22 protein-coding genes are annotated in these 23,654 nt (G+C 37.0%); 4 read left to right on the top strand and 18 right to left on the bottom strand.

The window, feature by feature from the left end:
- From NEOC95_RS07765 to NEOC95_RS07685, 18 genes are all read right to left on the bottom strand, one after another.
- Window positions 1-258, bottom strand: a 258-nt coding sequence (locus NEOC95_RS07765; protein ID WP_213152420.1) for an RING finger protein, incomplete at its 3' end; no start/stop codon positions are given.
- A 472-nt stretch (window positions 259-730) separates the two neighbouring features.
- The gene (locus NEOC95_RS07760) at window positions 731-1,423 is read right to left on the bottom strand and encodes an ABC transporter ATP-binding protein (RefSeq protein WP_213152419.1); all 693 of its coding nucleotides are present in this window, start codon (window positions 1,421-1,423) and stop codon (window positions 731-733) included.
- A gap of 1 nt (window position 1,424) precedes the next feature.
- A complete protein-coding gene (locus tag NEOC95_RS07755; RefSeq protein ID WP_213152418.1) occupies window positions 1,425-3,356 on the bottom strand; it encodes an ABC transporter permease in 1,932 nt (643 codons plus the stop codon).
- A 61-nt stretch (window positions 3,357-3,417) separates the two neighbouring features.
- Window positions 3,418-3,576 carry a 50S ribosomal protein L33 gene (gene rpmG, locus NEOC95_RS07750; protein WP_079979843.1) on the bottom strand — a complete coding sequence of 53 codons (159 nt, stop codon included), beginning with the start codon at window positions 3,574-3,576 and terminating at the stop codon, window positions 3,418-3,420.
- Window positions 3,577-4,063: 487 nt separating this feature from the next.
- Window positions 4,064-6,595, bottom strand: coding sequence for a leucine-rich repeat domain-containing protein (locus tag NEOC95_RS07745; RefSeq protein ID WP_213152417.1), 2,532 nt, complete (start codon window positions 6,593-6,595; stop codon window positions 4,064-4,066).
- Window positions 6,596-6,983: 388 nt separating this feature from the next.
- On the bottom strand, window positions 6,984-7,964 hold the full coding sequence (tsaD, locus tag NEOC95_RS07740; protein WP_213152416.1) for a tRNA (adenosine(37)-N6)-threonylcarbamoyltransferase complex transferase subunit TsaD: 981 nt from the start codon (window positions 7,962-7,964) through the stop codon (window positions 6,984-6,986).
- Between the two features lie 375 nt (window positions 7,965-8,339).
- Window positions 8,340-9,107 (bottom strand): 6-phosphogluconolactonase, encoded by a 768-nt coding sequence (gene pgl / locus NEOC95_RS07735; protein ID WP_213152415.1) that lies wholly within the window; start codon window positions 9,105-9,107, stop codon window positions 8,340-8,342.
- 142 nt (window positions 9,108-9,249) lie between these two features.
- Window positions 9,250-10,725, bottom strand: coding sequence for a glucose-6-phosphate dehydrogenase (gene zwf / locus NEOC95_RS07730; RefSeq protein ID WP_347566668.1), 1,476 nt, complete (start codon window positions 10,723-10,725; stop codon window positions 9,250-9,252).
- 196 nt (window positions 10,726-10,921) lie between these two features.
- Window positions 10,922-11,449: an EVE domain-containing protein gene (locus tag NEOC95_RS07725; protein ID WP_213152414.1), complete on the bottom strand. Its 528-nt coding sequence runs from the start codon at window positions 11,447-11,449 to the stop codon at window positions 10,922-10,924.
- On the bottom strand, window positions 11,439-11,930 hold the full coding sequence (gene ruvX / locus NEOC95_RS07720) for a Holliday junction resolvase RuvX (protein WP_213152413.1): 492 nt from the start codon (window positions 11,928-11,930) through the stop codon (window positions 11,439-11,441). Before ruvX ends, NEOC95_RS07725 begins: the two co-directional genes overlap by 11 nt.
- Window positions 11,927-13,546, bottom strand: a complete 1,620-nt coding sequence (gene pyrG / locus NEOC95_RS07715; RefSeq protein WP_213152412.1) for a CTP synthase — start codon at window positions 13,544-13,546, stop codon at window positions 11,927-11,929. The genes ruvX and pyrG overlap by 4 nt, the downstream gene beginning before the upstream one ends.
- Window positions 13,522-14,301, bottom strand: a complete 780-nt coding sequence (kdsB, locus tag NEOC95_RS07710) for a 3-deoxy-manno-octulosonate cytidylyltransferase (RefSeq protein WP_213152411.1) — start codon at window positions 14,299-14,301, stop codon at window positions 13,522-13,524. Before kdsB ends, pyrG begins: the two co-directional genes overlap by 25 nt.
- Window positions 14,302-14,496: 195 nt before the next feature.
- Window positions 14,497-15,735 (bottom strand): YihY/virulence factor BrkB family protein, encoded by a 1,239-nt coding sequence (locus NEOC95_RS07705; RefSeq protein ID WP_213152410.1) that lies wholly within the window; start codon window positions 15,733-15,735, stop codon window positions 14,497-14,499.
- 188 nt (window positions 15,736-15,923) lie between these two features.
- The gene (locus NEOC95_RS07700) at window positions 15,924-16,181 is read right to left on the bottom strand and encodes a type II toxin-antitoxin system prevent-host-death family antitoxin (protein WP_213152409.1); all 258 of its coding nucleotides are present in this window, start codon (window positions 16,179-16,181) and stop codon (window positions 15,924-15,926) included.
- 378 nt (window positions 16,182-16,559) lie between these two features.
- Complete coding sequence (locus NEOC95_RS07695; protein ID WP_213152408.1) at window positions 16,560-16,850, bottom strand: AAA family ATPase; 291 nt, start codon at window positions 16,848-16,850, stop codon at window positions 16,560-16,562.
- 1,344 nt (window positions 16,851-18,194) lie between these two features.
- Window positions 18,195-18,599, bottom strand: a complete 405-nt coding sequence (locus NEOC95_RS07690) for a helix-turn-helix domain-containing protein (protein ID WP_213152407.1) — start codon at window positions 18,597-18,599, stop codon at window positions 18,195-18,197.
- Between the two features lie 5 nt (window positions 18,600-18,604).
- Complete coding sequence (locus NEOC95_RS09895; RefSeq protein ID WP_502710281.1) at window positions 18,605-18,742, bottom strand: hypothetical protein; 138 nt, start codon at window positions 18,740-18,742, stop codon at window positions 18,605-18,607.
- A complete protein-coding gene (locus NEOC95_RS07685; RefSeq protein WP_213152406.1) occupies window positions 18,681-18,932 on the bottom strand; it encodes a type II toxin-antitoxin system RelE/ParE family toxin in 252 nt (83 codons plus the stop codon). Before NEOC95_RS07685 ends, NEOC95_RS09895 begins: the two co-directional genes overlap by 62 nt.
- Window positions 18,933-19,415: 483 nt before the next feature.
- Between NEOC95_RS07685 and NEOC95_RS07680 the strand changes: the two genes are divergently transcribed.
- From NEOC95_RS07680 to NEOC95_RS07665, 4 genes are all read left to right on the top strand, one after another.
- On the top strand, window positions 19,416-20,150 hold the full coding sequence (locus tag NEOC95_RS07680) for a hypothetical protein (protein WP_213152405.1): 735 nt from the start codon (window positions 19,416-19,418) through the stop codon (window positions 20,148-20,150).
- Between the two features lie 606 nt (window positions 20,151-20,756).
- Window positions 20,757-20,936, top strand: a complete 180-nt coding sequence (locus NEOC95_RS07675) for a hypothetical protein (RefSeq protein ID WP_213152404.1) — start codon at window positions 20,757-20,759, stop codon at window positions 20,934-20,936.
- A 422-nt stretch (window positions 20,937-21,358) separates the two neighbouring features.
- Entirely contained in the window at window positions 21,359-22,066 is a 708-nt protein-coding gene (locus NEOC95_RS07670) for a hypothetical protein (protein WP_213152403.1), read from the top strand.
- Between the two features lie 88 nt (window positions 22,067-22,154).
- Window positions 22,155-23,642 carry a leucine-rich repeat domain-containing protein gene (locus tag NEOC95_RS07665; RefSeq protein ID WP_213152402.1) on the top strand — a complete coding sequence of 496 codons (1,488 nt, stop codon included), beginning with the start codon at window positions 22,155-22,157 and terminating at the stop codon, window positions 23,640-23,642.
- The last annotated feature ends 12 nt before the right edge of the window (window positions 23,643-23,654 follow it).

Raw genomic sequence — 23,654 nt, 5'->3', positions numbered from 1 at the left:
TGGATGAGATTCAGCCGTTTCAGCCAGTTGCCTCACCGTGTAGTTGGGCGCATGCCTTTCAATAAGCTTTCTATCTAAAGGGCAAAGTTTATTGCGTGCTAAGCATTGGATGACGGTATCTTCGTTAAAGGTATGGCCACAAGGAAACAGAGTCACTGCCCGGGTCATCAGCTCTCCTGAGACCGCATCTTCTATATTTTCTGAGACTGTAGTACGGAAAGCTACCTGGGTGCTAGGAGTAGAATTTGGCGGCATCATACAAGCTCCTTAAAATTTTGTGATAAGAAATTACCTTACCTTTTGGCCAAAAACTTACTCCTTTTCTTCTTTTTTAAGCAATTTTTAATTTTAATAGATAAAAAAGAGAAAAAGCCTTATCTCTATTTTTCTTTAATAGCCTACTTGCAGCCATAAGTATCTATAAATACTTCATTTAGAAGCAAACAAATGCTGTTTTTTTTCTTTATTCTTTGCTTTTGGTTCTCTTCGAATTCAATTTTTTTTCTAAGCAAGCAATTAAATTTTTAATAAAAAAATCCTCAGCATGGTTTATGTTAAAGCCTTAATTGCCTTTATTCTCTTTAAGGCCTGTTTGCTAGAGAAGTAAGGATGGCCAGAAAATCCTTTCTCAAGCTAAAAAAGCTAGATAATGTAGGGTTTAAAGCCTGCATGCAAGGCTTAAAGCTCTATTGCAAGTATTTCTATCATTGAAACATTCATTAGCGAAAATTTAGAAAAGTGATGGAGAATTAAGCTTGAGGACCCCTTCTTCTAGGAGATAGCTTTTATTGCAAAGATTTGAAAGTTTATCATCATGCGTAACAATGATGATTGCTTTATCTTTTTCCAAAGCAAAATTTAAAAGAAGTTGATGAATATCTTGCGCTGTTTGCTTATCCAAGTTGCCAGAGGGCTCATCGGCAAAGATGATATCAGGATCATTGCAAAGTGCACGAGCAATCGCTATGCGCTGTTTTTCTCCACCCGATAAAAGCTTGGTATTAAAATAGGCTCGGTCTTCTAAGCCCACGCGTTTTAATAAAGCACAAGCTCTTTGATAAGCCTTACTTCCTTTGGAAATAGACTTACGAGCGATACGCGCTGGCATTAGAATGTTCTCTAGCGCGGTATAGTCTTCTAAAAGATGAAAAGATTGAAAAATAAAGGCGATGTGCTGGTTTCTAATTTTTCTGCAATTAAAAGGGTTAATGGTTTGCCCAGCAATAGCTAATCGCCCAGAGGAGGGCTTTTCTAAAGTCCCTAAGATTTGTAATAGAGTGCTTTTACCTTCGCCGGAGCGTCCTGTTATCGCCACCGTTTCTCCACGCTTAACAACTAAGTTAATGTTATTTAAAATCGATACTTTGGCAGGATAATGATAAGCTTTGCTGATATCGCTAGCTTGCAAAATAATTTCTTCCATCTTATTCCGCTCTTAAAATAGTTGAAGGTCGCAGCAAGCTTGCTTTTACGGCAGGTACAAGGCCTGAGAATAACGAGATTAAAGCCGTAAAACTTATCACATACAATAAAGCTTCCATGCTGACTTCGTTAGGTAGGCTATCACCATAGTAGAGAGGATTAAAAGCTTCATGACCTTGGAGCCTACTTAAAAAAGTGACAAGCAACTCTAAATGCCTAAGTGTAAACAAAGCCGCTCCAATACCTATGACGCTTCCCGCTAGCCCCATCGTCATTCCACAAAACCCAAAAATACCGGCAATACTTGCTGATGATGCTCCCATGGAGCGTAGGATTCCTATCTCTAGCTTTTTGTCATTAACCAGTATAATTAGCATAGAGATAACATTTGAACAGGCCACAATAATGATAACGATGGCAATAAGCGTGAATAAGTGTTTATCACTACGCAGCTGTTGAATAATATCCTTGGTAAAATCATAGTCACGGTAGGTTTCAATCTTCCAATAAGGAGCGATGCCTGCTTCTTTGAAGGCTTGTTGCAGTTTACCATAGATTTCGTCGACTTTGCTTAAATCTGCAAAACGTAGGTTAATTCCATTGCTCTGTGCCTGACTATTATGCTGTGCAGATGCAATTAAATTAGTTAAGGCCTCGTTTACCAAAATAAACTTACCTCCAACAGGGATTAAGCCTTGATCATAAAAGCCAGCTACAAATACCTGAATGCGTTGTTCTTGCAGAGCACTGACAGTAGGAGTCTGAAAGGAAATATAGCCGCGATCACCTAGCAACACTCCCGCTTCACGAAAAGGTTTAGGTAGCAAAATCCCTTCCCCTAAAGCAGCGTCTTTAGGTAAAAACACCTTTAAATCTTCTTGCGAATTGCCTACTTTGTAAAACCAAAAAGGAGAAAGGGGAGGAAAGTTATTAAAGTGGGTTTTTATCTTAGGGTGGGCAATCAGCAAATTTCCCATAGGAATGCGTCCGCTAACTTGATGTCCTTCCATTTCAAAACTCACATCAAATAGTATTTTTTGTAGATAGAGGATTTTATCTAATGATTCCAAAATGGGCAAGGCCCTCATTTGGAAGCCACCAGGAAGTTGTTTAGGTAGCGAAGGATTTTTTTGAAGAACAGTGGGAAGAGCCCATCCAGCAGGAGGCGTTTTTAGCCAATTAACCTCAGTATACTTAAAAAAAGTTTTCAATCTTTCTCTTAAAAGTTGCTGATTAACACTATCAGCTGAAGCGGGATGATCTTCTTGGACATTTTCAGAGGCAATAGAAAGAGTATAAAGTAGATTGTTAATATCAGCATCTGAAATAGGGAGCGTCGCTTTTAAAATAGCCAAATTTTCATTATCTAAAGATCCTAGGTAAGTAGCCTGTGATAAAAAGGCTTGTGTTAAAGTAGGATGAGTCTCAGGGGTTTTTCGAAGCATACGAAGACGCAAATTGCTCGCACAAACTTCATAATCACGTGCTTTTATGGAGGGAGAGTAAGGCAAATTCTTGATAATAGAAAAAGCTTTTTTTACAGGATCTTTAAGCGATCCGTCCTCTTCTCTATCAGGTGCAGGCCAATTAAAGGGAACTTCTATATCAAGCTGTGGGTCGTAGGGATCTGACTGATCAGCTCGCCATTTTTCACCGATGGTTTTCAGCGTATAGTTAGAGTTTTCGCTAATGCTATCAATTTGGTAATAATAGGAATTATAATAAGTTTCAGTAGGCGTAAGGCGAACAGGTGCAGTGAGAGCGATTAATTTTTCTATCCAACGTTTTTCTAAACCACTTGTTACAGAAAAAAAAACTACGATTAACCATACTACAAGTGCGATGACTAATATGGAAATTAAACTAATAATAGATACAGACAATTGCCGCCAGCGGGGCCTTAAATATTTGCATGCGACAGATAATTCAAACATGCTTGTCCGTCATTAAATAGGGATTTAAAGGGAAGGGGAAAGGTTTATCTTTCCCTTAAGATTATTTGGTTTCTTTAAATTCAACGTGCTTACGTACCACTGGGTCAAACTTATTTAAGGTCATACGTTCGGGGCTATTTGTCTTGTTTTTTACTGTATGATAATGGTAGTGACTGGCGGAACTTTTAAGCTTAATTTTTTCTCTTTTTCTACTGGCCATTTTTTAAACTCCGAAAACTTTCAACATAATTTATAAACCTATTATCATATGACTAAATAGCAATTTATCTCAAGAGTTAAATGTTAAAACAAGCGCTTCCTGTTAGAAGAAATTCCCTTGCAGTAATCCTCATAAAAAGATTTCTTATAAAGGGATTAAAAGAGGGTATGAGTCGATCCTTGATAGTAGGTTCCTTATCTTTAACTCCCAAGCTTTATTAAAGAAGATGTTAAATGCTAACAACTTAATTAATCTTCCTAGGAAAAATTGAACTTAAGTTTTTAATGATTTTCAATACGGCAGATTCCACGGGAGGAGAGAGATTTGGAATTCTATTAACCCAAATATGCTTAGCTAAGCATTCACAAGTTAAAACCTATACAAATGATTTACACTATGCTTGCTGATTTACTAAGAAGCACTTTCTCTCTTTTTGCATTTATTACATTTAAATACTTGAAACTTACCTAATCGTTTTTAATACTTTCTAGTATTTCATAAAATTTTCATAAACAGGATTGCCTTCTAGTATAAGATTTTTAAGATTAGGCACTTGGGGAGGGGGAGTTATTATCGACTGACTGTTAAAGGAAAGCTGCTGCAACTGTAAAAACTGTTTAAAGCTTGCAGGAATGGTTGCTAGCTGATTGTGACTTAAGTCAATCGTTTGCAGTGCAGGAAGCTTTAACTTTTCTGGCAAAACAGCTAGCTGATTGCGCCTTAAGTCAAGGTGTTGTAGACAAGGAAGCTGTCCAATAGCTTTAGGAATAGAAGTTAATTGGTTATTGCTTAAGTGAAGCGATTGCAGCTGAGAAAGCTGTGCAAGGGCTGCAGGAAGAGCATTTAACTCATTATCACTTAAATCAAGCACGTTTAGCAGAAGAAGCTCTCCTATGTCGGTAGGAATAGAAGCTAATTGGTTATGGTTTAAACTGAGGGTTTGAAGCTCAGTAAGTTGTCCAATCGTTGTAGGAATGGCTGTTAGCTGGTTGTAGCTTAAGTCAAGCTCTTGTAATTCAGAGAGCTGTCCCACAATCTTAGGAATAATATTTAGCCGGTTGTGACCTAATCCAAGATCTTTCAGCTTAAAAAGCTGTCCTACTTCTATAGGTAAAGTATTTAGCTGGTTGTGGTCTAAATTCAGTATACGAAGCGCAGTGAGCTGCCCTATGGCGGGAGGAATCATGGTTAGTTGATTGTGGCTTAAGTAGAGCTCTTGCAGTTGAGAGAGTTGCCCTAGCTGTGTAGGTAGAGTAGTTAATTGGTTGCGACTTAAGTCCACCATTTGCAACCCTGCAAGCTGTCCGATAGCGGGAGGAATAGCCGTTAGATTATTATTCACTAATGTTAGCCATTCCAGATTAGAAAGCTGCCCGATAGCTGTAGGCAGGGAGGCTAAATGATTATTATTCACGCCAAGCTCTCTAAGCTCAAAAAGCTGATCTATTTCTGTAGGTAAAGCGGTTAGATAATTATCGTTTAAGCCGAGCTGCTGCAACCGAGGAAGCTGCCCGATTTCTTTAGGAAGAACAGTTAGTCTGTTACGATCTAAGGAAAGTTCATGTAATTGAGAAAGCTGAAAGAGTTCAGGGGGTAGAACTGCTAGCTTATTATTTTCTAATGAGAGGGATTGCAGCTGAGAAAGCTGTCCAATGGCTGCAGGAAGAGTGTGGATCTGATTATGGCCTAAATACAGTTGCTGCAGCTCTGCAAGCTGCCCAATAGTTAGGGGAAGAGCTACCAGGTGATTATTTGATGCCACAAGCTTTTTAAGCTTAGAGAGGCGACCGATACACGCAGGAAGAATGGTTAGCTGGTTACCGCCTATACAAAGCTCTTGTAACTGAGAAAACTTTTCTAATTCTGGAGGCAACATGGTTAAACTGGAAAAATTTAAATCTAAATGTGTAATAGTTTTAGCATGGACTTCAATCCATTGGCTTAATAGCTCTCCTTTTTCTTTTAAAGATAAAGCTTTAATTTTTGGTTGGTTTAAGTACTCTGTTCCTCCAGGTAGCTTGTGCCATAGTAAAAGACGGTTGATATTCAGTAGGTAAGAGAAATAATTAGAATGGGTAAAAGCCCTGGATTTTTTTGGAGTCTTTTCAAGCTCTACAGGGGCAAGATTGGCCGCTAGGGTAAAAAGTTTTGAAAAGATATGAACGACTTTCTCTTCAACTGAGCAATCTGGTTTAATTTTGTAGATTTTATCTAAAATGCTAGCTTGCTCTGTAAAATCCCCGTTCTCTTCAGGAAAATGAATCTGGAGAATTTCTTTGTAAAGCGACGGCATCGAAATGTCGATGGTGGATTGAGGAGAAAGGGCTTGAATATAAGCTGGGCCTGTAGGCAAATTGGCCAGAGGTGTAGGCAAAGAGGAGGCAGAAATGAAAGTTTGAGGAGCTAATGGGGAAAGAGGCGAAGAGCTTGGGTAAACCTGCTGCAGTTTCTCTGCTCCAAATTGCCTCACTTGGTTAACTTTTTCTAATAATTCCTCCGAATCTTTATCATCTACTTTTTCTTTACCCTTTGGCTCTTTGCTCTCCTGGTCAAATAACTCTTCCTCTTGATTATCTGATACCTTTTCTAGATTTAAGTCGCCTAGGACCAAAGAATCTATTCTTATCTTTGATAAGAGTCTAGGGTCGAACCTTTTAAAAGAGCTTCCAGCATAAGCTTGAGTTTTTTTATCTGTATGGATTGATTGCATGGCGTCTTTTTTCACTAAATCTTTTAGGAATAATTCGCATTCTCCTTTCTTAGAATTATTTTTGTCCTGCAAGAAGGCTGGTCGAACGTCATAGTTGGGTGTATACTTTTCAATAACCTTGCTATCATGAAGGCCAAGCTTACGGCAAGCTAAACAGTGAATCTCATCGTTTTTGTCGAGGGTATGCCCACAAGGCAACGAAGTAACCGCCTGCTTTGTTGGTTCTCCTAGATGAGCATCTTCTGCATTCTCTGTAGGGAGGGCACGAGCAGTGGTCTGGGTACTAGAAGTGGAAGTTGGCGGCAACATATTAAGCTCCATTAAGATTTAGATTAAGCTTTTTCTTCAAAATCAAGCTTTACTTGATTTTTTCCTAAATTGCATCGATTTTTTTATGCTAAATATGATCTTTCTTTTTATTTTTTAGCAACTCTCATTTAATAAACAAAAAAATTCTAGAAGATGTCATTTTAAATTAAGATTCATCCTATTACTTTTTAAGGAAATCGTGTTTATACGTTCAAAGAAAAAATTACTTTTCTGAAAAAACAGGCTCTTTTCTTAAGAATAAATCTTTATAAGCATAGAATTGGATTATGAATACTTACTAACAAATTCACAAGCTATGATTTATACTTCAATGTCCTAGGATCATGTTAAGGGAAAGATAGGTATCGGGGCACCTTCTTAGGATGGATTAAAAAGAAAGGGAGGTAGCAGCCTCTAGCGTCAAATCATCCCCGCTGCCTTTATGTTTATAAATATGATAAGCTAGCCCTGCTATCATAGCTGCATTGTCCAAGCTTAGCCCTAGAGATGGCCAATATTGTCGGTAGCGGTTACCCTTTTCGATAAACATCTTACGTAAAGCTTTATTATTAGTAACACCGCCACCAAAAACTAAAGTTTTGCAATTATATTTTTCTGCCGCCTGTAAAGTTTTTTTCAAAATATCAGAAAAAGCCACATATTGAAAGGAAGCGGCTAAATCAGATTTATCAGACGTTAAGTTATAAGTGTATAAGACTCCGGTCTTTAATCCACTAAAAGAGAAGTCAAATGGTTTACCTTTTACAGTACCTGCTTTTAAAGGATAGCGTAAACTAGATCCTTTTTCCGCTAGCGCTTCGATAGGAGGGCCGCCAGGATAAGGCAATCCCATAATTTTAGCCACTTTATCAAAAGCTTCGCCAATAGCATCATCTACCGTTTGGCCTATCAGTTCATATTTCCCTATCTCGTGCATACATATAAGGCTCGTATGTCCCCCAGATAGAACAATACCAAGGCATGGAAATTCAGCACTAGGATTTGACATGAGAGCAGCATATAGATGAGCTTCGACATGATTGACGCCTACATATGGCTTGTTCATACATAGCGCTATGGTTTTAATAGCATTTAAGCCTATAAGCACAGCGCCGATCAGCCCGGGGCCATAGGCGACTGAAAAAAGATCAATATCTTCGAGTTTGCAATTGGCCTCTTGGAGAGCTTGATCGATGACGGGAAAAAGCACATCGACATGTTTACGACAAGCTAGCTCCGGAACAACTCCTCCAAACTCTTGGTGTAAATCAATTTGGGAAAAGACGACATTAGAAAGAATCTCCCTTCCGTCTTTTACTACTGCACAGGCAGTTTCATCACATGTTGTTTCAATTCCTAGGACTAACATAAGCAATATAAGTTACTACAGCGGCTATTTGTAAATCTATTCTATTTTTTATGGATGATAGCTTGGCTCAATTCAAATGCAAAAGAGGAAAAATAAATTAATGACAGATCGACAATGGATTTATCATTCTAGGCGAGCTTTTTAAAACCATTCAAGTATGCTTTTTTGACTTTAATGAATAAACTAGGCGAGAATTTAACTTGGAGAAATGCAGCTATAGCTAGCTAGCAAAAATTTTTAAGAAAAGCCACCTGAAACGCTGGCTACCCATGCCTTTATGAACTCCTTTATTTTAAGTTAGCAAGTTAAGCTATATCTCTAATCACTATCCTTATATATTAAAATGCATATTCAACCTTTAAATATAGCGATGATTCATTTTGCCAGCAAAGATTTAGAGTTATCATCTAAAATCCATAAGGCTTTGTGAGTAGGTGTACCAACTTTTTGCACAGGGATTAGCTCGGGGTTATAGGGCCCCTTTAATGCTTGAAAGACCATATCTTCTTTGCCCATTCCAAATACATATAGCAAAATGTATGAAGCGGCATTAATACACTCATAAGTAAGAGTCATACGCCATGTGTTTTTTTGAGGGATAAAATTACCGATAACTAAACGATCGCCTGCATGCAGGCCGCTTGTTTGAGGAAAGAGTGAGGCAGTATGCCCATCTTCTCCCATACCTAAAAGCACGGCATCAAAGTTTTTTTTCGGGATTTTAGTTTGAATCAAATGTTCGTAATGCCTAGCATTCTCTTCTATATTATTTTCAGCTTGCATCCGAAAAATATTAGCCGCTTTCAGCGGCAATGCATTAAAACCTGCTTCCATAGCATTTAAATAATTGCTTTCTGGGTGGGTGGGAGGCACGCTACGCTCATCGCTCCAAAATAGTAGTACTTTTGACCAGTCAATTCTTTCGCGATTTTCTAAAGAGGTAAGAATTTGAAAGATAGCTTTAGGAGTACTTCCTCCCGACAATGCTACTGCAAAGTAGCCCTGATTTTCAATACATGTATTTGCAAGATTAATGAATTGTTCCACACAATAAAGGAGGGCCTCTCGATAGTTTCCAGCAGCAACCAGATCTCTTCTATCATCAAACACTTGTATTTTAGTTTTCCACGAGGAATTTAGCATAAGACCTAGATATTTTTTGTTTTTAGCCTAGCTTATCATGAATGCTTCTTAAAGCATAAAAATCTTTTTACTTATCTCTACTCATTCTAACTAATATTTTTACAATAACCCTGCTTTTTCTAACTTTAAAAATTTAGGAAGGCTAAATTAAACTCCATTTTCTTCCACTTTGGGCTAGCAATTGATTAGCCTCTTCAGGTCCCCAAGTGCCGGCGGCATAATTTGGGAAGCAGGGGGCAGGATTATCTTGCCAGTGGTGGAGGATAGGCGATAATAGTTTCCAGGAAGCTAGCACTTCATCTGCTCGTGCAAATAAGGTATTGTCTCCCGACATGCAATCTAAGATTAGCCTTTCATAAGCTTCAGGAGGGGTGGCGCCAAAATAAGATCCATACTGGAAATCCATCTTAACAGGTTGGATGGGGCTATTGATACCGGGCACTTTGCAATTAATTTTTAAAGAAATTCCTTCATCAGGTTGAATGCGTATCACTAAGACATTCTGTTCAATTGTTTTACCTGCATCATTAAAGAGAAAACCTGGTACCGCTTTAAAAGTAATAGCTATTTCGGTAGCTCTTTTAGGAAGTCTTTTGCCTGCTCTAAGGTAAAAAGGCACACCAGACCAGCGCCAGTTATCAATAAATAACTGTAGGGCAACATATGTCTCTACTGTGGATTGAGGATGCACATTTTCCTCTTGCCTATATCCATTGACTGGCTGGCCGTTAATAAGGCCGGGGCCATATTGTCCGCGGATGATTAAGCGATCCATCTGATCCATAGAAAAAGGACGAATGGATTCAATCACTTTGACTTTTTCATTATGAATGGCTTCAGCTTTAAGGCTATTGGGAGGTTCCATACAGACAAGAGAGAGAAGTTGCATCATATGATTTTGCACGATATCTCTTAGCATGCCTGCTTCTTCAAAAAATCGACCGCGGTTGCCAATGCCTATTTCTTCTCCTACTGTAATTTGAACATTATCGACGTGGCTATTATTCCAAATAGCTTCAAAAAGAGGATTGCTAAAACGAAATACTAAAAGGTTTTGTACAGTTTCTTTACCTAAATAATGGTCGATGCGATAGATCTGCGACTCGTTGAGATATTGAGATATTTCTTTTTGCAGATTCTTGGCAGAGTCTAAGTCGAAGCCAAAAGGTTTTTCAATAATAACTCGCGACCATTTATCAGGATTTTCTACCTCGTTATAAATAAGGTTATGTTGGCTCAATTTTTGGATAATAAGAGGAAAAAAACTAGGCTGGGTAGATAGATAAAAAACTCTATTTCCTTTTGTTCCATATTTAATATCTAGGTCTTCAAGGAGCTTAGCTAGCCGTATATACCCTTCATCTTCATGGAATTCGGCCATATGATAATACAGCTGCTCACTAAAAGTATTCCACATGTTCTTATCGACAGGCCTTGTGCGTGAAAAGCTATTGATTCCTTCCATCATCTCATGGCGAAAGTCCTCATCAGCTTTTTTACGCCGTGCAAAACCTACACAGGCGAAGTGAGAGGGAAGCAATCTTTCTTTATTGAGGTTGTAAAGCGCAGGGACTAACTTACGAGCAGTCAGATCACCTGTGGCACCAAAGATTACCATGATACAGGGGGGAGCCGTTCTATGAGAACGATTGGCTTCTGTAAGTGCAGTCGAAAACTCTTTAGCGATCTGAAATGTAGCTGTCGACATAAAAGTCTCCTCGAAATAGATATTCTTTAGCTGTGTTTTTAACAAACGGCTCGATATATTTCACTACAAATGAAGATATGATCGAAGGCCTTAATTGGTAATGACCTTAAGTGGGTTGAGTAGGTTGAGCTTGCGAAGAACATATATTCTGATCTGATTCAACCCTTAATTGCCCCAGCGATTCAATAAATTCAAAATGTTTTTTCTCCACTGGGGTGATTGATAAACGGGAGCCTTTCTCTAAGATCTTTAGCCCTTCAAGCTGAGGGTATTTTCTTAAATCAGCTAGAGCTATAACTTGGGAAAATTTCTTTACAAACTCTACTTCTACCATCATCCAAATAGGATGATCGGGGGTAGCTTGGGGATCATAATAAGGGCTATCTTTATCCCATGCGGTAAAATCGGCATGAGCTTCCCGGCATATTCGGCAAATACCTACTATACCTGAAGGCTTTGCATTAGAATGATAAAAAAGCACCAAATCACCCTCTTTCATCCTATCACGCATAAAATTGCGGGCTTGGAAATTTCGTACGCCCTCCCATTCAGAAAATCCTTCGCGTTGTAAATCATCGATAGAAAAAACCGAAGGCTCGGTTTTCATTAGCCAATATTGAGTGTTAGAAACCATATGTCCCACCATGACGTAATTTCAAATGATCAAGATAATTTTGTAGGATAATGATAGCCGCAACATTGTCAACAGATTTAGCACGTTTCTTGCGATTTAGCTTTCCTTCTTTCATTGTACGTTCGGCTTGAACAGATGTAAGCCGTTCATCCCAAGAAACTACAGGAATAGAGAGTAAATTTTTTAACAGGCTTATAAAATATTGAGTCTCATCTGCCAGATAACCTCTTTTTCCATTCATTAAAAGGGGCAGCCCTATAACTAGTTCGAGCAGAGTGTAATGGTTAGCTTTTTGATGTTCTTCCAAAAGTAAAACCAGCTTTTTAGCAGTATCGCTTGTTTTTTTTTCACAGCCAAGCGTCATAAAAGGTAGCGCAATCGTCTTAGTCTCATCGGAAACAGCAATGCCTATGCGTGCTAATCCGTAGTCTAAAGCTGCGATGCGAGTGATCGAAGGCTTTTCTACTTGGACATCGCTCATTTTTTGGCCTGATAATCAATCATGGCTTGCACAAAAGATTTAAATAAAGGATGCGCTTGGGTAGGTTTAGATTTAAACTCGGGATGGAATTGTACACCTACCATCCAAGGATGGTCTTTAATTTCAGCAATCTCACATAGTGAGGCAGATTCCAGCGTGCCAGAAATAATAAAACCAGCTTCCTCCATCTGCTCTTTATATTTATTATTAAACTCGTAACGATGGCGATGCCTTTCAGAAATTTTGTCTTTTTTATAGGCCTGATAAGCTTTCGATTCTGGCTTCAAACAGCAGTTATAAGCTCCCAGTCGCATCGTACCGCCCATATCTTGCGCAACTTTTTGTTCACTTAACAAAGAGATCACAGGATTTTTTGTAAAGGGATCTACTTCGGTTGTATTAGCATCTTCCAGCTTAACTACATGCTTTGCAAATTCTACGGCCATCACTTGCATGCCAAGGCAAATGCCAAAATAAGGTATTTTACGCTCGCGGCAATATTTTGCCGAAAAGATTTTTCCCATCCAGCCTCTTTCTCCAAAGCCTCCTGGAACCAGATAACCATCGCATCCTTTAATTATATTTTCTAGATCCACTCCTTCTTCTGCTAATTTATCAGCTTCATAACATTTGATTTCTAGCTTATAGCCTAAAGAAATAGCCCCATGGTGCAAGGATTCAAAAACCGATTTATAGGCATCTTGATGTTGTACATATTTACCAATGACTCCTACCGTAATCGTTCCCTTAGGATGATGGATAGTATCAAGGATTTTCTGCCAATCCGCCAAGTCGACAGGTCTATTAGGCAAATGAAGCATTTCACAAATCATTGAGTCGAGATTTTGCTCATGTAGCTTCAAAGGAACTTCATAAATGCTCGATTCAACATCTGCTTCGTCAATGACTGCTCGGCGGCTAACATTACAAAAAAGACTTAATTTATCTTTAACTTCTTCGGGTAAAGGATTCTCGCAACGACAGATAATAATATCGGCAAAAATACCAATTTCTCTTAAAACTTGTACAGAATGTTGAGAGGGCTTGGTTTTAACTTCTCCTGCAGCTTTTAAGTAAGGAACATAAGTGAGGTGGATATTTAGGCATTTGCCTTTATTCTCATTATGAAATTGACGGATAGCTTCTAGGAAAGGCAGCGATTCGATGTCGCCTACTGTTCCTCCTATTTCCACTAAGACAACATCAATATTTTCTTCTTGTTTAGTACAGATATGAATGCGCTGCTTAATTTCATCGGTAATATGAGGGATAACCTGCACTGTTTTTCCTAGATAATCTCCCTGCCTTTCTCGACGAATTACACTATTATAAATCTGCCCTGAAGTTGCATTGGAAGCATGCGATAAAGGAGAGTTGGTATAGCGATAATAATGTCCCAGGTCAAGATCGGTTTCTGCTCCATCATCGGTTACATATACCTCCCCATGCTGATAAGGACTCATCGTACCGGGATCTACATTTAAATAAGGATCAAATTTAAGTAAGGCAATTTTGAGGCCTTTTTTTTCAAGCAGCATCGCAATAGAGGCAGCCGTCAACCCTTTACCAAGAGATGAACAAACTCCGCCTGTTATGAACAAATATTTTGTTTGCATAATAATAGTGACTCAATTTTTTTTATATCTTCGGGATGATCAACGCTAAGGCTTGCACTTTCAACTATCGCAGTTTTTATCTTATAACCATGTTCTAAAACTTTAAGCTGTTCTAGGTCTTCTGCTAGTTGTAGGGGAGTAGTTCCTAAATTACCATAGGTGAATAAGAATTCTCGTCGAAATCCATAGATTCCAATATGTTTAAAGTAGGCCATGCGAGGATCAAATTTTGCCAAGGGATTACTAGGGATCAAAGAACGGCTAAAGTAAAGAGCATGTCCCTTTCTATCGAAACAGCATTTAACAACAAAGGGATTTAAAGCCTCAGCTTCTGAATGAATTTTCGTAACCGCTGTGGACATCACATTCTGGGGATCTTGGAGCAGCAGTTGAACCACTTCATGAATGATGGAAGGTTCTAAACAAGGTTCATCACCCTGTATATTCACTACTATAGCGACTTCTTTAAAGAGAGGGTTAGCTTGTACGGCCTCTATTAAACGATCTGAACCGGTGGGGCAGCCGGAAGAAGTCATAACAACCTTACCTCCAAAGCTTTCTACATGCTCAAAAATTCGATTATCATCTGTCGCCACGAAAACTTCATCTAAAGAAAGACATTTTTTGGTATTTTCGTAGGTTCTTTGGATGAGTGATTTGCCTAAAATACTTGCTAAAGGTTTTCCGGGAAAGCGAGTGCTCCCATAACGTGCAGGGATAACCCCGATAATTTTCGGTGATTTTGTTTCCGACATCTCTTCTCTTAAAATTTATAAAAAAGCAGTTTATTTCATTGGATCCATAAATTCAAGAGTTATTCGAACCGATATTGCTATCTTCAAACAGCTGCTGTTTACCCGAAGAGAACAAAATGGATTACAGGTTCTTTTTGATAGGGGAGGGAAAAAACTTATGGAGCCACACTCATAGAAGACCGCTAGATGATAATTTCATAGCTTTTGCAAGTTAATAGCGCTTAAAGGTAAATTTTCCTGCATCTCTGTGGTCTTCTTATCGTATTTAGCAAGTAATTCTTCAAAATAAGGAACTAGAGGGTTTCTATAAATGCTCACGACCTCTTTTTCTACGGCGGGAAAAATATCGGCTACATTCTTTAAAGTAATTGTATTAACATCGCGAGCAGGCTGGTAATAAATCTCTCCGTCAGAATGATAGTCTGTCGTTGAAAGAATTTTATAGTAAATTAAGATTTTGAGAATTTCTGCTAACTTGATCTTGGCTGCTCCAAGCTTATCTGAAAGCTGATGAATAGTATAAGGAGGATTACCTTCACAAAAATTACGCATGCAGCTGTAAATAATCATAAGAGCTAGCACACGTCGACAAGCTAGGGTTTGAGGGGTGCCTTTACGCGTAGGCGCATAATTCCATGCCATAATCTCTGCTTGGTAGGCCAATTCAGCTCCAGCTAAAATGATCATCCAACTTAAATTTAACCATATTAAAAATAAAGGTAAAGCCGCGAAACTTCCATAAATAGCCCCGTAGCTAGAAAGTTTTAACTGTATATTAATATAAAATGTTTGGATAAGTTGATAGGCTGTTCCTCCTACAAGTACGCCAAGCATTCCATATCTGAATGAAATCTTTCGATTAGGCAAAAAGAAATATAAGAAAGTAAATAGCATCCAAGTTATCAAGAAGGGAAAAAAATGAATAAATAGATATTCAAAGAAAACTGTTTTTCCAGAAATTTCTACAAAATGGGTTTTTAGATAAATAGTTAGGCTACTTGAAACGACAAAAAATAAGGGACATATAATAATGGCTGCAATATAGTCGGTAACTTTCCTTATCCAAGACCGCGCACGAGGAATTTTCCAGATATCATTTAAAGCTTCTTCCACATTCCCAAAGATATTATAAACAGTCCATAAAAGTAATATCACTCCAACCCCAGCAATCAAGGTACTACTCGTTTCTTCCAAAAGGCTATACGCAAAGTCTATTGCATAGCTAGCAATATCGGGCTGCTTGCTAAGTTGTTCTTTGATAACTTCTTCTAAAAAGGGGGCAAAGCCGAAACCTCTTGCAAGTCCAAGAATTACGGCAAACACGGGAACAATAGACATTAAAGTAAAGTATGTTAAAGCGGCTGCACGCGCGTTGCAGTCATCTTCATAGAAACTTTTAACTGTATGACAAAATAGTTTCCATATTCTTTTCATAAATGTAGATTATATCAAACCTTAAACTTATGCAAGCACTAGCTAGTAATAACCTAAGCAAGAAGAGGATGATTTTGCCCTTTAGTTGCTGCTAAGAAGTAATATAAAACTAATATCCACACCTGGTAGACACTCAACATTTTCTAGACAAGGATTTTTTTCTAGCTTTTGCTATTTTGCTTTAGCCTTTAGCCTAATCGTTTTTTCATCTCTTTCAAAGAAATAGTACCCTTTGCTTCCATCTCTTTTAAAGCTTTTTTTGCTTCATAAATATCCTGAGCATTCTCAAGGGCTTCCAAAGTTTCTAAATCCTCAATCGGCACTATCGCTACTCGTTTCTTGTGATTGGTAAGAAGGATACGTTTTTTATGGTAATTGACCTCTCTGAAAATCTCTCCTAAGTCTTTTCTTGCTTGAGTAGCTGAAATGCTTCCTATGTTCTTCATATTACCTCTCCTTTCACTATTCACGTATAACATACCGAATATATAAAAATAAACTTACATACCCGCCAGGTAAAATATTTTATAGATATGTAATTATTCCTCTAAAGAGTTTGAAAATAGCACTTGAAAAAATCTTCTACTTCTCTTTTTAAGAAATATGAAAGGAGAGCACTAAAGTGAGCAAGTGGATAAGAGCACAAATACACATGTGCCAGGCAATAGAACTTCTTATTTGCCAAATGAAAAATGAGGAAATCTTAAGTAAAAGCTATTTTAAAGATCATTTAGGAGGCGTTTTTAAAGCCATCTTGTCATGAATATATCATAATTATAGAAGCTTAGAAATTTGAGGACTATAAAAACCTTTGTCTACAATTTTTAGAAGCCGCAGGGCTGCATAGTTTGAAACGCGATTTCCAGATTACCAATGATAGAGCTGGTAAGGAGTTCAATCGTAGAAACTATTTTTTCGGGCAAAAGCTTTTCAAAACAAGCAGTTGCTTTACGTCTCTGCTCAAAGTTAACCACTACCCAATTTTCAAATTGGTCTCTACCAAATTTTTCGATAATCCAGCTTTTACCAACCTGTCTTGCTCCGCGCAATAAGAGCGGTGCTCTGATCGGGGATGCTTTCCATACAATCAGTTGATTTTCTATATCACGCTTCATAAATATCTTATCTAATTTTTTCTCATTTTAGTGCCTTTTTTCGGGCATATTTGTCAATTTTATGGGGTAATTTCATACGCTATTTATCAATTTTACAAGGAAAACTTTATTTAATTCGACCTGAATTTACCTTAAAAATTTCTTCATTGCATCCATTTTAGAAAGAAAATTATGAACTTACTTTTAGTGCTAAGTTAAAAAACTGCAAATCCAAGAATTTTTGTTGATGAAGATAAAAATCGGCTAAAAATTAAGAGCTTTAGAGCAGGAGGTAGGCTTCAAGATAGAGCATCAACGCAATTTAAAGAAAAAACGGGTTTTTTAAGCCTGAATTAAGACGTTTGGAAGAATTGTGAGCAGCTAGCAAGTTGTAAATTAAACGCATAGTATGGCCAATTCCACATAAATGGCGTTAAAACGATCTTCCAAACAGCTTTTAAGGTAATTGCGCCCCAGTTTGCCATCATTTTTTATGTGGCCGATATGGGGTTCTATCGATTAGCATTTTTTTTTAGCTTAAGTTTTGATCCAATCAGTTAGGCCTTCTCTTTGCCCGGAAATAAATATGCTTTTGGCTTCACTTTGTAGCATCGATAATCTTTATCTACAAAAGCTACTTAGATGCCCTTACGGCTATCACGCTGAGCTTTCTTAAGAGCTTCTTAAAGCGTGTGCTTATCGTAGGGATTGCCAAAAATGTCTCTAACATCTAAAACTAGCCCTTCTTGATAGGTAATCACTAACGAAACCTTACAGCCAAATTCATTTTTTTTAACATTTTTTTGATTTAAGACTTAAAGTTACTTTTTGCCACTTACTTCCTAGCTGTATCAGTTTTTTCAACCATTTCTTGGCAGAAAGGGAGCTTAAAGTTTCTATCCCACCTTCCGCAGGATGTAGCGATTCCCAAATATTATTGTTGAGACTGAAAATTGCCTTAAGTTCCCTTAGAAACGGCTAATCTTGTTCTTTTTAAAACAAAAAAAGTGAGAAAACTTACCCGCTGTAAAAGTATAGTAGAACGAGCTTTAATCACCTTAAAAATTAGCATTGCAAGGGGAACAAAATTATACAACGATTATGATACTTCAGCTGGCTTCTTCAGATACCACACAGCGATTATAATCACAGGAGAAGCGCCAAGTTAAGGATAATTAAGGAATTGGATTTTACCCTAGGCCCTTTACATGAAAGCATACAAGAACTAATCCTTAATTTAAACCCTAACCTGAAGCATGTTTTACTGGTTATTAGACCCTTTGGCAGAAATTAAATGGGGAGAGAAATTAACTTGCGGAATGTGGATATTACAATTCATTCTATAGTTTTTAAAAATATTGCTTATTAGGAAGATTTTGCAGCCATATGACTATTGGGCAGAACCCCTGAATATCCTTTATAACCAACAACATTGACTCGTGCATTCTTTCTAGCCTTAGGCTTTGGTTTCACCACAATATCAATATCTTGCCCGAGTAAATTTAAGAAATGTATTAAGCGTTCTATGGAGAAACCTGCCAGCTTTCGATGCAACAATGCAGATACTTTGGGTTGATTGATTTGCATAATTGTTGCAGCTTTCTGCTGGGTAAGCTTTCTTTTTTTTATGATATTATCAATTTCCCATGCCAATTCGGCTTTAGTAAGTTCTTTTTCTGCGTTAGTAACTCCAATATCTGCAAAAATATTATCACTACTAATTTCAAGCTCACTTCCTTCTATCTCTTGTGGTTTTTTTTTAATGACCATGTTAGTTAACCTCTTAATTTAAGCGTGTCAAGCCATTCTTTGTATTTTTGATGTGAAGTTCTCAATCTTTGCTCAACTAGATCAATTTCTTGCTTTGGAATTTTGATGCCCGCCTTTGATTTTTTTTGAAAAGCATAAAGAATAATAACAGCTTTTTTCCATTTGAACCGCATACACTGTTCGATAGGTACCTCGGGCATCACTTTGGACGGTTTCAAGTACGAAACCATCTCTAAAATCCTTAAAAGGTTTAGCGTCTCTATGTTTTTCAACTTTTTGAGCAATGTATAAAGCGTGGCCCATCTCGTTCCTCACTCCATCAGGAAATTCCATAAAGTCTTTTTTGCTAGATCTCATCTAGAGAATCGGTTTTTTTTGCTCCATTATTCCTCCACATATATATAATCCCAAAATTGGGATAACCTCTCAAAGGGAATCTAATAGCCAAGCATAAAAAAGATTTAGATTTTCTCTAAAGTCATCAAGATATCCCCCTGAAAATATTTTTTGTTCCTTTTACTTTTTAATTTATTAATTTCTTTCTTTGCTTGCCTAGTGAGTATTATTGCATGCTGGCATTTACCATGTAGCGCTCCATTGGACTAAATTGCTTTATTGAGTCAACTTTTTTCATTAGGGGTAACGAATAAAAAGTGCTTCTGAAAAAACTTTTAAGCTTAATAATAAGCTTGATTGTAAATGAAAGTTTAAAAAAAAGAGGTGATACACAAAATTTGTTGACTAGATTTTTGGAAATTACTCATAGTGAATCTATCAAGATTACAGGGTTTTAAACAAGCTTACAAGGTTTTAAATATGGTTAATCATCTTGCAGTCTCTAAAGTTGATGTACCTGGCGAACTTATCCAAAGTACATCAAGGCAATTACCTTTCTATGTTTCAACGAAAGATAAAGAAAAAACGACTCAATTATTGAGGCTTTTTAAGAACACGAGCGAGGTAATGCCTTCTCGTATGGCTGAGTTATCTTTACCATCCGAGCATCAAATGTTTACCATTCGTTTAATTGATAAACTGTTTGTTGATGCAATAAACGAGTATCGACAAAGCTTTATTTATGCTACTGGCAAGGATATGAGCTATGTGCCTCTAGATGATGGAAGCAATTTCACTTACGCTATGTGTGTAGGAGCTTGCCAATTTGCATCGAAAACACCAAATCTTCCAGTTGTTAAACAAATTATCGGGCCTATTCTTATGCTTTCTGGAGCCATATGGGGGATCTTAAAGAAAGACCAGTTTGCACGGATAAAAATAGCACAAGAAAAAAGCCTTCATAGAAAAAAGTGGTTTAAAGAAGTATTGATAAAAGAAGAGTTGCGCAAGCAAGCTGCTGTAGAGTTAATTAACAAGAGAGCAAGAAATCTAAAAAAACAAATTGAAGAGCTAGGCGATGATTTAGTAGACGATGCTCTCATTGATGAGCTAAAAATACTAGATAAGTTCATGCATTACTTTTCTCCTGATACCCCTCTTTTGTTAGACGATATTCCTTTCAAAGAGTATATGGAACAAAAGGAAATAGATTAAAGGGAAAAATCAATTTAAATTGCAGAACACTAAGTTAGTATAAATTTTTTATTAAAATGAAAAAGACTTCAAAATCCTAAAATTATTTTTTCAAAACCAAAATTTAGGATAGAGGCCATGGAAAAGCAAATCATAATGATATACTGCCTTTTTGATGAATATACTCAACCGCTTAATTATCATGATTGGCCAAATACTCGTTGGCCTTCATCTAAAGTCATGCTAATCCTCATTCCACGAAGGCGATTTTTTTATGAAAATGTAAGCAAAGCTAATTCCTTTGTGCTTGGCTATGTTTATATCAAAAAATTCTTTAGCTCGAATATCTTGAATCACCGGATTTACAGAATTTTCTCCCGGGGGAAGAGCTTCTTAAATTTATCCAAAGTTGGGGAAAAGTTAATAGATTGCCTTTTGAATATATGATAGATGAACTTCCTGTTTCTGTATGCAGGAATATTCGAATTCACAGGTGCTGCGTTTATCAAGGTAAAGAATTTAGAGAATGTAAGGCCAGGTAGCAAGAATGTTTTTAGGGATAAAAGCAAATGAGATCAGTGCAGCAAAAGAACGGCTCCGGCAGGCAATTCTTTGTCCTAAAAAAACATGATAATATTCGTTTTAAATACATGGACATTGATTTGCCGTGAGAAGCAGAGTTTACGGAATTTGGCATATCGTGATTACATCCATGAAGAAAAGTTGCCTAAGGAAAAAAAATTTAACTTAATGGCAGAAAGGCAAAACCATTCTACCAAATCTATAGAAGTGGAAGATTATGTGTGATTAAAATACTTTCGAGGGAAACAGAGAAAGTGCGTTTAGGCAATTGTGTAAATTTTTCTTAGAAAGATTCATGCTAGCCCTTTAAAAAAGTTGAAGTAATAACCTTGTGTTTTATTATTGCTTTTGCCATTAATAAAATTAAAATTTAATAATTTGCAAATTAAATTAATTATTTAAACATTATGATTTCTCAGATTAATTCCACTTTTTTTCCAAACGAACTTTCTTGCTCTCATGATAGGAGGAAAAAGGACAAGCTTTATTTCCTTTTCTCTTTTATTTGGGGGGGTAGTTTAGGAGCAGCCTGCCATTCTTTCTTAAGAAGTAAAAGGGTATTTCCAATTCCGCTGACAATAGGAATTTTAGCCGCGAATTGGATTATTTTTCCTTTTAAGCCTCGAGATGAATTTAACTATCCTGATATGAAAAGCAAAGAGAAAGCTTATCGCATTATGACTTTTGTGCTAGGTATATTAACAGGGATATTTGTTTCTCTTCTATTTAACATTTCTGTTCATGCTTGGGAAAAACAAAGAAATAGTCTTTCTTTTTTATTGCTTTGCGAGCCGATAGCCATCTTATCAATTAATCTTTTAGCTAACTATTTGTTATGGAAACGATCAGCCTCTAACAAGAAACTCAACGGTTATACTTTAGCGAAAACCTCAATTTATTGGGGCGTTGAGAAAGTAAGTCATGTCTTCAAATATTTCACGCATTTGCCAGCAAATTTTTTGAAAGGACCCTCGGAACAAGTCTTACCTACGATAAACCTTGAAGAGTTTGAGGCATTAAAAAAGGAACACACTCAAATAGCTGCCATATTTGGTTATCTCAAAATCTTAATTGAAAATGATGTTAGGCTCCGTACTTCTCTTCAGGCAAGCTATAGTTGGCTCACTTTTCCAAAGATGAATAAATCCCAATCGTTTGAAAATCTCCTCGTTGAAGAATGGATAATTGAGATGCAAAAGAGAGTTTACTGGATGAGTGTCATAACCTATACTACCGAATTTTTGGAAAGCAATTCTCATTTCCGTGAAAATCTCATAAACAGTTTAGCCGAAGAAAATAGTGAAAAAGCTAGAGAAACTTTGCATTTTTTAAATGTGCATTGCATTAAACCTTAAAATTTGTTTAATTAATAAAAAATTTTCGTACAAATAGAGCCATTACAATTATGTCAAAGCAAATTAAGAAAAGTTTAAAAACATGCTAATGCCTAAAAAATTATCGCTGGCAGCCGATCTAAATACTTTAAAGGAAAAGGGGATAAAAGAGTTTAATTTTAATGGTTATTCATGGGGTGATCAAGAACTATTTTTGCTAGCAAAATATTGCCCTCAAATTGAGTCTCTCCATTTTTCATGCGAAATTTCTGACGAAGGTTTAAATTCTTTAGCTCAATTTCCCAAATTATCCAGTTTATCAATAGACCCGGCTTATAGCTTAAGTGAGGACGGTATCCTTGTTTTGGGCTCCCTTCCTCATTTAACTTATCTGCAACTTAATAACTGTCAAATCGATGAGCGTTTTGCCAAATGCCTTTCTTCTTCTCAAACACTTTTATCGCTCGACCTTAACAATTGCGAATATTTGATAGATCATGACCTTGAAACTTTATCTGGCCTGAAGCAACTGCAATTTTTATCTCTTGGGAATCAACCAGGATTGACAGATGAAGGACTAAAATGGATACAAAAACTTCAGTCTTTAAGTTATCTATGCCTTGCAAGGTGTACAAATATTACTAATAAAGGAATATCTTATTTAGCTTCTCTAAAAAATTTATTAGTTTTAAACCTCAAGGGAACGCATATCAATGATCAGGGATTACAAACAATCGTCGCTCTTCCTCACCTGGAAGGGCTTTTTTTAGAAGAATGTGGGCAAATTTCGGATCAGGGTCTTAAAACTATTGGGACTATTTATTCACTTAAAGAACTCTCTTTGGAACACTGTGAGACAATTACTGATAAAGGTATTTCCTATTTAAAATTTTTGAAAAAATTGGAACGTTTGAATTTAAGCCGCTGTGATATTACAAGTGCCGCTTTAGAAACTATTGGCACTCTGTCATCCCTTATTTATTTGAACCTTAAAAGTTGTCATCAGCTCACAGATGAGGGTGCTCAGCCTCTCTCACAGCTCCATAATCTTAAGGAATTAGATCTTTCTTATTGTCAAGATATTGGCGATTTCACTATGTCCCATTTTAAATCTCTATCCCAACTTGAAGTTCTAAACTTACATGGATGCCTACTTATAACAGATGAGGGCTTAAAGGAAATTGCGCACATAAGAAGTTTAAAAACTCTTAATTTGCGCAATTGTAGCAAAGTATCTGATGAGGGGTTCTGCTCTTTTAAGCAACTAACACACCTTACAGACCTTGACCTCACTTATTGTCAAAATATTAATGATACAACACTTGCCTCTATTAAAACCCTTTCTGGTCTTGAAAGGCTTGTTTTATGGGGATGCAAAAAAATAACAGATAAAGGATTAAAGCACCTTAGCTTTTTAGAAAATCTAACGGAGCTTAATATCACTGGTTGCTATATGTTGACCGAAACAGGAGTTTTAGCGCTTGTGCAAAATTTAAAAAATTTGTCCCGCCTTTATATGAAAACATCTCAAAATATTTCTCCTCTCTTAGAAAACACTCTTAGAGAAATACGACCCGACCTAGAAATAATTTTCTAAAATTAACCTTAG

The organism is Neochlamydia sp. AcF95, assembly GCF_018342455.1.
Classification (GTDB): Bacteria; Chlamydiota; Chlamydiia; order Chlamydiales; family Parachlamydiaceae; genus Neochlamydia.
The sequence above is the reverse complement of the archived record's forward strand: the minus strand, read 5'-3'. Positions and strand labels throughout refer to the sequence as shown.